The sequence below is a fragment of the Herpetosiphon llansteffanensis genome (assembly GCF_003205875.1).
GTDB classification, from domain to species: Bacteria; Chloroflexota; Chloroflexia; order Chloroflexales; family Herpetosiphonaceae; genus Herpetosiphon; species Herpetosiphon llansteffanensis.
On sequence record NZ_PUBZ01000018.1, the window covers coordinates 1 to 3,194 of the forward strand.

At 51.9% G+C, this 3,194-nt stretch carries 4 protein-coding genes; 3 read left to right on the forward strand and 1 reads right to left on the reverse strand.

What is annotated here, in order from left to right; translation table 11 throughout:
• Positions 1-119 precede the first annotated feature (119 nt).
• Positions 120-770: a TetR/AcrR family transcriptional regulator gene (locus C5S61_RS01175; RefSeq protein ID WP_110513305.1), complete on the forward strand. Its 651-nt coding sequence runs from the start codon at positions 120-122 to the stop codon at positions 768-770.
• A gap of 67 nt (positions 771-837) precedes the next feature.
• Here C5S61_RS01175 and pyrE read toward each other — a convergent pair whose 3' ends face one another.
• Positions 838-1,491 (reverse strand): orotate phosphoribosyltransferase, encoded by a 654-nt coding sequence (pyrE, locus tag C5S61_RS01180; protein ID WP_110513306.1) that lies wholly within the window; start codon positions 1,489-1,491, stop codon positions 838-840.
• A gap of 93 nt (positions 1,492-1,584) precedes the next feature.
• Here pyrE and C5S61_RS01185 point away from each other — a divergent pair, with 93 nt between their 5' ends.
• Together C5S61_RS01185 and C5S61_RS01190 are read left to right on the forward strand one after the other, a co-directional pair.
• Complete coding sequence (locus C5S61_RS01185) at positions 1,585-2,079, forward strand: phosphoribosyltransferase (protein ID WP_239583880.1); 495 nt, start codon at positions 1,585-1,587, stop codon at positions 2,077-2,079.
• Positions 2,079-2,885 carry a metallophosphoesterase family protein gene (locus C5S61_RS01190; RefSeq protein WP_110513307.1) on the forward strand — a complete coding sequence of 269 codons (807 nt, stop codon included), beginning with the start codon at positions 2,079-2,081 and terminating at the stop codon, positions 2,883-2,885. The genes C5S61_RS01185 and C5S61_RS01190 overlap by 1 nt, the downstream gene beginning before the upstream one ends.
• Positions 2,886-3,194 lie beyond the last annotated feature (309 nt).

A 3,194-nucleotide genomic window follows, 5' to 3' on the forward strand; every position in this document is an offset into this window, starting at 1 on the left:
CCCTAGCCCCCTAGCCCGCCCGCGAGGCGAGGGGGAACCACAGCATCAAAGCCCCTCGCCCGCTCCGTGGGAGAGGGGTTGGGGTGAGGGCATACCATTAATCCTAGAATTGATCGACTATGAATCAACCCAACGAAAAACTGAGTGGCCGCCAATCGGAGAGCACGGCCCAACAAACCCGTCAGCGGATTTTGCTCAGCGCACGCCATTTATTTGCCTTGCAGGGCTTCGAAGCGCTTAGCTTGCGCGATATTGCGAGCCATGCAGACGTGACGCATGGCTTATTACGCCATCATTTCGGCTCGAAAGAGGCAATTTGGCAGGCGGTGGTTGATGCTGCGCTGGCGGACTATTTGGCGGCACTCTTGCCTTTGGTTGATGCTGCAATTGCCGAGCAGCACGAGCCAAGCGCTGTGATCAAACGCTCGGTTGCCACGATTATTCGGCTCTCGGCTAGTTTTTGCGAGGTGCCACGCTTGATGGTGCATGAAAGCATTAGCGGCGGCGAACGCTTGAATTATTTTATGCAACAGCTGCGCCCGCTGAGCGCCATGATGCAGCCATTTTTTGAGGCAATGCGGGCTGAAGGCAAATTTCAACAATTTAGCCATCCAACTTTTTTGTTAGCCGTCATTTCGTTGGGGATTTTGCCCTTGGCGCTGGCTTCGTTCAGCAATGCCTTGGCCCAAATCGATATTCTTGAGCAGGCCGAACTCGAGCGCCATATCGAGCGAGTGATTGCGACATTAATGCCTTGGTCAACCAGTTAATTGCAAAGAGCGCGAAGAGCTTAAATCTTCGTGCTCTTAGATTGGTATCTGCACGTTGCGGGGATTTTTATTCGGCGCTGAGACCGGCGCGGGCGGCCCAACCAGCGGGATCGGTGGCCCAATTGCTAATCAGGCTGCGATGTTCTGGGCGAATATAATTTTGCTGCGCGGCGACTTCCAACAAGGTTGAAAGATTGGTTAATGTCATTAAGCGCACGCCAGCTGCATTAAAGCGCTGCTTCGATTCTTCCATCTCGTAGGTAAAGATTGCACAACAATCGGCCACAAGTGCGTTAATTTGGCGCAACCCAGCGACTGCATCCAAGGCGCTGCCGCCAGTGCTGATCAAATCTTCGATTACGACTGCGCGTTGATTGGCTTGAACCCCACCTTCGACCTGTTGACCACGGCCATATTTTTTGGCTCCTGAACGCACATAGGCCATAGGCAAGCTTAATTCATGGGCAACCCATGCCGCCCAAGGCACGCCAGCAGTGGCAGTGCCTGCAATCACTTCGCTATTCAACAATTCATCGCTGATTTGTTGGCACATTGCTTCGGTGATGGTACGGCGGGCACTAACTTGGGCCAAAAGCAAGCGATTATCGCAATAAATTGGCGAAAGAATGCCCGATGCAAAGCGAAACGGCTTATCTGGGGCCAACACGACAGCTCCGGCCTCAAGTAATAGTTGCGCAATCGCAGTTGAAGAATGTTTCATACTAGCTCCTATCTGGTACAATATCGCGAATAGCTTAATTGACGGCGCTCATTACCGCCTAGTGTGGGGAGGTACCCCACGATGAGAGGCCTAATGCGATTCAACGAGGCAGAACGTATGACGATCAAACACGTCCTTTCATGGGATGAAATCCAATCACTAGTTGAAATTATTAACGAACAATTACATAATGATTATGATGCCTTGCTGGTTGTCACACGGGGCGGGATGATCCCAGCCTGTTTGATCAGCCAACGTCGCAACTGGCGCAATATTCTCGTTGCTGCGGTGCAATTCTACACTGGAATTGGTACAACCCGTGAAATTCCTACGTTCTTGCAATTTCCCAGCGATCCGCTGATTGTGGGCAAGAAATTATTGGTAATCGATGATATTTGGGATAGTGGCCGCACGATTGCTGCGGTGAAGCAACGGCTGGATACTGCTGGCGCAAATTATGAAGTTGCTGTGCTCCACTTCAAACCTGGTTCATCCAAAGTCGAAGGTCGGCCCGATTTTTATGCCGCTGAAACCGATCAGTGGATTGTGTATCCGTGGGAACCACCCACAGATCCTGATGCAGAATAATGCGCATTGCCATCCTCAGCGATATTCATAGTAATTTAGCCGCCTTCGAGGCTGTGCTTGAGGATTTGCAAGCGCAAGCGGTTGATCACGTCGTCATTAATGGCGATGTGATCAACGGCGGGCCTGATCCCCGGGCATGCTTGGATTTAGCGCGCGCTACTGGCTATACTTTGCTTGCTGGCAATCATGAACGCTACATCCGCGATTACGATTTGCCAGTGCGGCCAGCAGAGTGGGCCAGCGATTTGTGGAAGCCCTCGCTCTGGACTGTCAATCAGTTTAGCCAAGCTGAACGTGCCGCCTTACACGATTTGGCCACAACCTACCACACCGATGAGCTTTTGGTGGTGCATGCCTCGCCGCGCCACGACCAAGATTCGGTCTTTGCAATTACGCCGCAACGCGAATTAGCCGCGATGTTCGTTGATACCCCTCAAACGATTATTCGTTCGCACAACCATATTCCCCAATTTCGGCCTTGGGGCGAGCGTATGATCGTCACTACTGGCGCAGTTGGCCAGCCGCTTGATGGCAGCCCGTGGGCCAAATATGCGATTGCCGAACGCAAGCCCCAAGGCTGGCGGGTGAAGCATCGGGTGGTGATGTACGATGTTGAAACCACGGTTGACCGCTTTCATAGCTCTGGCTACTACGAGGCTGCCTACCCCATGAGCAGGCTCTATTTGCGCGAAGTGCAGCTTGGCACGCATCATATTGTGCCATTTTTACGCTTGCAGCAACAATGGCTCAAAAGCGACCCCCAACTTAGCTCCGAGCAAGCAGTCAAGCGCTTTTTAGAATTATGAGGGATGAAGGATGAGGGATGAGGGATGAAGGCTGTTGCTGATTGAGTTTTGGTCGCTAGAGCAAACAATTCAGCTTGAGGCGATCAATGCGCACCTCAAGCTGAGTGATATGTACGAATATACGTCTGATGTGAGTTATCACGAACGTATTCCTTGACAAAAAACGACGGAAGTCCCACGATGGAAGTGCTTACCCACCATCAGAAGGAGTTCCGTCGATGTCCAGTATACCATTGTCTGATGTGATGACCATCCTCTCTGTCCTCGTTGATGATTGGTATCAAGCGTCACCGCATGCCACCAGCGCAC

What these genes read in the sequence shown, in the direction of transcription:
- C5S61_RS01175 (WP_110513305.1), top strand. Translation starts at nt 120, where the DNA reads ATGAATCAACCCAACGAAAAACTGAGTGGCCGCCAATCGGAGAGCACG.
- pyrE (WP_110513306.1), bottom strand. Translation starts at nt 1,491, where the DNA reads ATGAAACATTCTTCAACTGCGATTGCGCAACTATTACTTGAGGCCGGA.
- C5S61_RS01190 (WP_110513307.1), top strand. Translation starts at nt 2,079, where the DNA reads ATGCGCATTGCCATCCTCAGCGATATTCATAGTAATTTAGCCGCCTTC.
- C5S61_RS01185 (WP_239583880.1), top strand. Translation starts at nt 1,585, where the DNA reads ATGCGATTCAACGAGGCAGAACGTATGACGATCAAACACGTCCTTTCA.